The 6,860-nt window shown below is 46.6% G+C and carries 4 protein-coding genes and 1 pseudogene; 3 read left to right on the forward strand and 2 right to left on the reverse strand.

Annotated elements, in window-relative coordinates:
- Nucleotides 1-1,511 (reverse strand): annotated as a pseudogene (locus WBV75_RS11630) (hypothetical protein); the annotation flags it as partial.
- Between the two features lie 146 nt (nt 1,512-1,657).
- Between WBV75_RS11630 and WBV75_RS11635 the strand changes: the two are divergent.
- The 3 genes from WBV75_RS11635 to pheT all read left to right on the forward strand — a co-directional run bounded on the left by WBV75_RS11635 (nt 1,658) and on the right by pheT (nt 6,504).
- Nucleotides 1,658-2,833, forward strand: coding sequence for a 2-isopropylmalate synthase (locus tag WBV75_RS11635; protein ID WP_424120762.1), 1,176 nt, complete (start codon nt 1,658-1,660; stop codon nt 2,831-2,833).
- Nucleotides 2,830-3,948, forward strand: a complete 1,119-nt coding sequence (gene leuB, locus WBV75_RS11640) for a 3-isopropylmalate dehydrogenase (protein WP_424120763.1) — start codon at nt 2,830-2,832, stop codon at nt 3,946-3,948. The genes WBV75_RS11635 and leuB overlap by 4 nt, the downstream gene beginning before the upstream one ends.
- Nucleotides 3,949-4,080: 132 nt before the next feature.
- Nucleotides 4,081-6,504: a phenylalanine--tRNA ligase subunit beta gene (pheT, locus tag WBV75_RS11645; RefSeq protein WP_424120765.1), complete on the forward strand. Its 2,424-nt coding sequence runs from the start codon at nt 4,081-4,083 to the stop codon at nt 6,502-6,504.
- A gap of 2 nt (nt 6,505-6,506) precedes the next feature.
- Here pheT and WBV75_RS11650 read toward each other — a convergent pair.
- On the reverse strand, nt 6,507-6,860 hold a 354-nt coding region (locus tag WBV75_RS11650; RefSeq protein WP_424120764.1), incomplete at its 5' end, for a fasciclin domain-containing protein.

A 6,860-nucleotide genomic window follows, 5' to 3' on the forward strand; every position in this document is an offset into this window, starting at 1 on the left:
ATGACAGCCACTGGTCGACCTTCTAGATGGCTCTCCAGCCAGGAGATGATATCGAGATATAGAAAGGCACGCTTTTCATAAGGATGGTCCTCATAGACCTTTAATCTGTCTTAGAGGTCCCGGAAAGCCGTTTTGAGCTCATGTGGGTAAATGGATCCCATTTTGCGCAAAAATTTGATCATTTCTCGTTGTACAGCGTGAAGCTCATTCATTTTCAAAAGGAACTTATAGGTGCTTTTCAACTGCACCTCCAGATGATAATCCATCCCGGCTTCATAGTGGGCTACAAGGGACAATACCCGGGCAAAACACATTAAATCTTCCCGTACTTTCAGGTTCTTCCCGTTGATAATTTTATTTAAATACCGGATACACGCCTTATTATCCCCTACTCCAAAATACAGGGACGCCAACTTGTAATAAAAGAGCATGACGTGATGTCGGTCCAGTTGATCGCGGTGCTTTTCAATACCGTATTCGACAATACGGGTGAGATAAAGCCCCTTTTCAAAGGTACCTTCCATAAAGTGGAGGTTCAATCGATTGGCATTCAGGTAGAGAAACGAGAGGGTTGCTACGTTGTCGTTTTTGGGAAAATTTTTCTGGGTAATAATTTGTTCCAGTTTATCGAGGGTTTCCCGGAACTGTGAACTGTATTTAACAAAGAAAAGGGATTCGAGCAAATAGTTATTACCCTTGAGGAAGAAGACCGGATTGAGATTAATCATATCCGGGGCGTCGTAAAACAATCCCACCCATTTACTGGAATATTTATAACAGGATAGAAAGTCCTGGGTTAAAAAACTGTACCACAAATGGGCCTGATACAACCATAATTTTTCCCTGAAACCCAGGGTTTCATAATCAAACTCGGGTAAATGCGAATCAAAAAAATCAGCGACCAACCTATGGTCTTCATCATTGCGCACATACCCCATTTTGAGCATCATACCATACAACTCCAATGATAGGTTGGAGAATTCCCCGGTTATGGTATTCATTCTGGACAGCCATGCAGATTGTGCCGACAATTCCCCCGCACGGTCAGGCAGACTGCGGGTGATATATTGGGTTTCAATCACCTTTTCCAGCTCCACGATCTCGTAGGCGATATTTTTTTCTTCTTTTTCAATAGCGATGCTCTTGGCCTTATCGAGTAATCTCAGGCTTTGCTTGTAAAGCCCCTTATGGTATAGTATGGTGGCAAAATCGAGTTGTTCCCGCAATTGGACGCGAAAATTCTGATTCCCCGGGTTCAGGCGAAGGCTGATGAGGATTTGTTTATACAGATGCGCCTTGAGATTGGAGAGCTGGGATTTCTTGACAATTTGACTCTCCAGGATGGTCTTCTCGTCATAGTGGCGCATTTTGTCCAGCAAGTTAAACAGCGCCAGAAACTTAGCATCCGCATTGACCCCAAGACGGCCTACATAGAGCTTAAACTGTCGTTTTTCCGATTTTGAAAGCGACTTTATGAGGATAAAAAGCGTGTCTTTCTGAGTACTTGTCATCGTAATAAATGCCTTTTATCTATCTGCATTTGTGGGTTTTACGTGCTTGTAACTACTCCTAAACGTCATAAACCTAAAACTGAAACCCAATCCTTTCGATTGGGTCCTTTTATTTTCGTGATAATGAATAAAAGTACACAATTCTGATGAGTACAGAGAAGGTTCAAATATTTGACACCACCCTCAGGGACGGAGAGCAGGTTCCCGGATGTAAACTGGATACGGAACAAAAACTCCTGATAGCCGCCCGGCTGGATGAATTGGGCGTTGATGTCATAGAAGCGGGGTTTCCGATTTCGAGCCCCGGAGATTTCAATTCGGTTTCCGAAATTGCGCGAATTGTCAATAATGCCACGGTCTGCGGTTTAACCAGGGCCGTTGAAAAAGATATTGAAGTCGCCGCTGAGGCCTTAAAGCAGGCAAAAAGGCCACGAATTCATACTGGGATAGGCACTTCGGATTCCCACATTCGCTATAAATTCAACTCCACCCGGGAGAAGGTTTTGGAACGTGCGGTTGCCGCCGTGCGCTATGCCAAACGATTTGTCGAGGATGTAGAGTTTTATGCAGAGGATGCCGGAAGAACGGACAACGCCTATCTCGCCGAGGTTTGTGAAGCGGTTATCAAAGCAGGAGCCACGGTTTTGAATATTCCGGACACGACGGGGTATTGCCTGCCTGAAGAATATGGAGCCAAAATGAAATACCTCCGGGACCACGTTGGGGGAATTGAAAAAGCCATTCTATCGTGCCATTGCCATAACGACCTGGGCCTCGCCACAGCCAATTCTATTTCCGGGGTAATTCACGGCGCGCGGCAAATTGAATGCACCATAAACGGAATTGGTGAACGGGCAGGGAATACCTCCCTGGAAGAAGTGGTCATGGTACTCAAGCAACACCCCTACCTGGATCTGGACACTTCTATCAACACGAGGTTATTATACAGCACCAGTCAGATGGTTTCACAAAAAATGGGGATGCCGGTACAACCCAATAAGGCCATTGTAGGTTCCAATGCGTTTGCCCACAGCTCCGGAATTCACCAGGACGGGGTAATTAAAAAACGCGAAACATATGAGATTATCAACCCGGAAGATGTCGGGGTAAATGAGTCCTCCATCGTCCTGACCGCTCGCAGCGGCCGGGCTGCTTTGGCTTACAGGGCGAAAAAACTGGGTTATGAACTCACCAAAGTTCAACTGGATGCTGTTTACGGGGAATTTCTCAAGTTTGCAGATCGCAAAAAAGAAGTAGTCAACGAGGATATCCACCAAATCGTGGAACTCTCGGCCATTGAGATTGAAAAAGTCACTTCATGAAACTAAAAATTGCATTGTTAGCCGGAGACGGAATCGGACCGGAAGTCATCGCACAGGCGGTTTCCTGTCTACAGGCCGTTGAGGATGCCTTTGGACACCAGTTTATTTTTGCGGAAGCGCCAGTTGGCGCGACAGCTATGGACCAGGGCGGAAACCCCCTTCCGGAAGATACGCTGGCCCTTTGCAAACGTTCGGATGCCGTCCTATTTGGAGCTATTGGAGATCCGAAGTACGACAACAACCCGGAGGCCAAAGTACGCCCGGAACAAGGGCTGCTCAGGCTTCGCAAAGAATTGGAACTTTTCAGCAATATTCGCCCGGTACAAGTTTTTCCAACCCTGATTAAAAATTCCCCCCTTCGCAAGGAAATCATCAGCGGTACTGATTTTGTTATCTTTCGTGAACTCACGGGTGGGATTTATTTTGGAGAGAAAAACCGAAGTGAAGATGGAAAAACGGCCTCTGACCTTTGTATTTATTCAGAGGAGGAGATCAGCCGGATTGCCCACCTTGCATTTAAGGCTGCAAAAAGTCGCAGAAACAAGTTGACCCTTGTAGACAAGGCGAATGTCCTTGAATCTTCCAGGTTATGGCGCAGCGTTGTTACAAAAATCAGCAAGAGCTATCCGGAGGTAACCCTGAATTACCTCTTTGTGGATAATGCCGCCATGCAGCTTATACTCAACCCCTCCCAATTTGATGTGATCCTGACAGAGAATATGTTTGGAGACATCCTTTCGGACGAAGGGAGTGTAATCGGAGGATCCATAGGTTTGTTGCCCTCGGCCTCGGTAGGAGAAAAATACGCCATGTTTGAGCCTATCCACGGATCTTTTCCGGAAGGGGCGGGAAAAAATATTGCCAACCCCATTGCGGCAATTCTTTCTGTGGCAATGCTCCTCGACCATTTTGGCCTTAAAGAAGAGACCAATGCTGTTATCAAAGCCGTAAACCGTTCCCTGAAAGATGGAATTGTAACTCCTGACCTAAAGGCGAAAAGCACCTACGGCACAGATGATGTCGGTCATTTTATCGCGAGTCAGATTACGGATGCGGAGGACTACCGCGGACTCAATAAAGAGAATATCGGATTGGGGAAGTCCACCATCATTTAATTCCCTGTTTTGAATTATCCGATTGAGAATCCCCGGAGTCGTGCTCCGGGGTTCTTTGTTTTCGGTACTTATGCTTTCTTCTGTGTTGAATTCTTTGCACATTATCTTATATTTGACGGCTTAAAGGGCATCATGAACATCTCCTATAACTGGCTTAAACAATTCATTGAAATTGACTGGAAATCAGCCGATATTGCTGAACTCCTTACCGACCTCGGTTTGGAGGTTGAAGGTGTAGATACTTTCGAATCTGTAGCTGGAAGTCTGGAGGGTGTTGTAGTTGGAGAAGTACTGACCTGTGAAAAACATTCAAACGCAGACAGACTCAAAGTCTGCTCGGTGGCTATTGGGGAATCCGAGCCAGTCTCCATTGTCTGTGGAGCCCCTAATGTTGCTGTAGGGCAAAAAGTGCCGGTGGCCACGGTAGGTACTACCCTTTATAATGCCGAGGGGGAGCCCTGGAAGATTAAGAAAGGGAAAATAAGGGGTGAAGTCAGTGAGGGTATGATTTGTGCTGAAGATGAGCTTGGCCTTGGCGAGAGCCATGACGGCATTCTCGTCCTGGACACAAGCGTCCCCAATGGTACGCCTTGCAAAAACCTTTTTCCGATTGAAAAAGACGAAATCTTTGAAATTGGGCTGACGCCAAACCGGGCTGATGCCATGAGTCATTACGGTGTGGCGAGGGATCTCCGTGCCGGCCTGCGCCAACGCAAAGTCTACCTCGAGGTCCGCACCCCCTCAGTGAGCACCTTCAATATAGACGATCGCTCTCTGCGAATAGACGTTAAGGTTGATGACTATAATTTAGCACCGAGGTATTGCGGGATCAGCATGACAAACCTGATTGTCCAACCTTCGCCGGACTGGTTGAAAAACAGGTTAAGAGCCATAGGGCTCAAGCCGATCAACAACGTAGTGGATGCCACGAATTACGTACTTCACGAATTAGGCCAGCCGCTGCATGCCTTTGACGCCGACCGTATTTTTGACAGGAAAGTTGTCGTTAAAAAGGCAAAAGCAGGTGGGAAATTCATGACCCTTGATGGAGTGGAGCACACGCTGGACGCGGAAGACCTTATGATCTGTGATGGGGAAAAACCCATGTGCATTGCCGGTGTCTTCGGAGGGATAAACACCGGTGTAACTGAAGATACCAAGTCCATTTTTCTCGAAAGTGCCTACTTCGATCCCGTCTCGATCCGGAAAACAGCCAAAAGGCATGGACTGAGCACAGATGCTTCGTTTCGCTTTGAGCGGGGCGTGGACATCAACAATGTGGAGTACGCCCTGGTCAGGGCTGCTGTTTTGATTCGCGAACTCACCGGAGGTAATATTAGTTCGGATATTATCGATCTCTATCCCAACAAAAAGGAAAACCAAAGTGTTTTTCTCAGGTTTGAAAAAATTGACACCTTAATCGGTCATAAAATCCCCAGAGATACCATCAAATCCATACTGGCTTCCCTGGATATACAGGTGCGAAGCGTCACTGAAACGGGCATTGGATTGATTATTCCGTTTTATCGCGTCGACGTTCAGCGCGAAGTAGATGTCATTGAAGAGATTCTTAGGGTATATGGTTACAACAATGTAGGTTTTAGTGAAAAGCTCAATGCATCCATAACCCCGCCACCTTCCCTTGAGCCCCATGTCCTGGAAGAAAGCCTGGGCAGGCAACTTTCGCATAATGGTTTTTACGAAATATTGTCCAATAGCCTGACCAATCCTTCTTATCAGGAGCTCCTTGCACCGGAATCAAAGGCTGCAGTAGCTTTATTAAACCCTCTGAGCCGGGAATTATCAGCCTTGAGAACAGATATGCTTTTTGGAGGGCTCGAGGCCATTGCGCATAACCTGAACCGGAAACAACCCGACCTCAAGTTTTTCGAATTTGGAAAGACCTACAGGCAGGGGAAAAAAGATTATTTGGAAGATTCCAGGATGTCCCTTTTGCTTACAGGTCAGACGAACCGGGACCATTGGACCCGTTCCGGGGAAACGATTGGCTTTTTTTATTTCAAGGGTATAATCCGCCAGTTGCTCGATCGAGTGGGCTTTGAGAATTGCCTCGAAACGCCTGTATCCGACTCCAGGTTTTCAGAGGGGTTAGAGCTAAGGGATCAGGGTGTTTCTGTGGCTACTTTCGGTGTGGTCAACCCCAATATTTTAAAGGCATTTAACATATCACAGCCGGTATTATATGCGGATATAAATTGGAGTGCACTCCTGGAGAGGGCGTCCAAAGCGACTTTTCAATACCAGGACATCCCAAAGTTTCCTGAGGTTAAAAGGGACTTTGCACTTTTGTTGGATGAACATGTGAGTTATCAGCAATTGTATGATCTCTCCTTTACAGCAGAACGGTCCCTGCTCCGGGAAATCCAATTATTTGACGTTTATAAAGGAAATAAATTACCCGCAGGTAAAAAGTCATATGCCGTGAGTTTTACACTACTCAATCCTAAAAAGACCCTCACGGATAAGCAGATCGATGCTGCCATGAAACGGTTGCAGAAGAGTTTTGAAAAGGAGTTGGGGGCTGAATTACGGTAGATTCAGGGAATAGGTGGTCCGGGCAGGATAACGCTGTCAATTTCATGGAACACCAGGTTCTCCGAAGTGGCATCTGCCGTCACTATCCGCGACTTGTTGCCCCGGCAATCCGTAAGGAAAATATCCACACCCTCTATGGTTGCGATCAGCTCTCCTCCCTGAATTGTTGTGAATACAGCTACTCCCTCCCCCTGGCATAAGGCCTGAAGGATACGGGAAGCTGTCAACTCCCCGGCAACAATATGATAGGATATAAGTGTCCTTAACTTTCTGATATTTCGCGGATGAGATAGGAGAAGGTCCTCATCGAGCCTTTGAAAAGCTTCATCTGATGGTGCGAATACAGTAAACTCACC

This window comes from Robiginitalea sp., from assembly GCF_049588695.1.
Lineage (GTDB): Bacteria > Bacteroidota > Bacteroidia > Flavobacteriales > Flavobacteriaceae > Robiginitalea.

What these genes read in the sequence shown, in the direction of transcription:
- WBV75_RS11635 (WP_424120762.1), top strand. Translation starts at nt 1,658, where the DNA reads ATGAGTACAGAGAAGGTTCAAATATTTGACACCACCCTCAGGGACGGA.
- leuB (WP_424120763.1), top strand. Translation starts at nt 2,830, where the DNA reads ATGAAACTAAAAATTGCATTGTTAGCCGGAGACGGAATCGGACCGGAA.
- pheT (WP_424120765.1), top strand. Translation starts at nt 4,081, where the DNA reads ATGAACATCTCCTATAACTGGCTTAAACAATTCATTGAAATTGACTGG.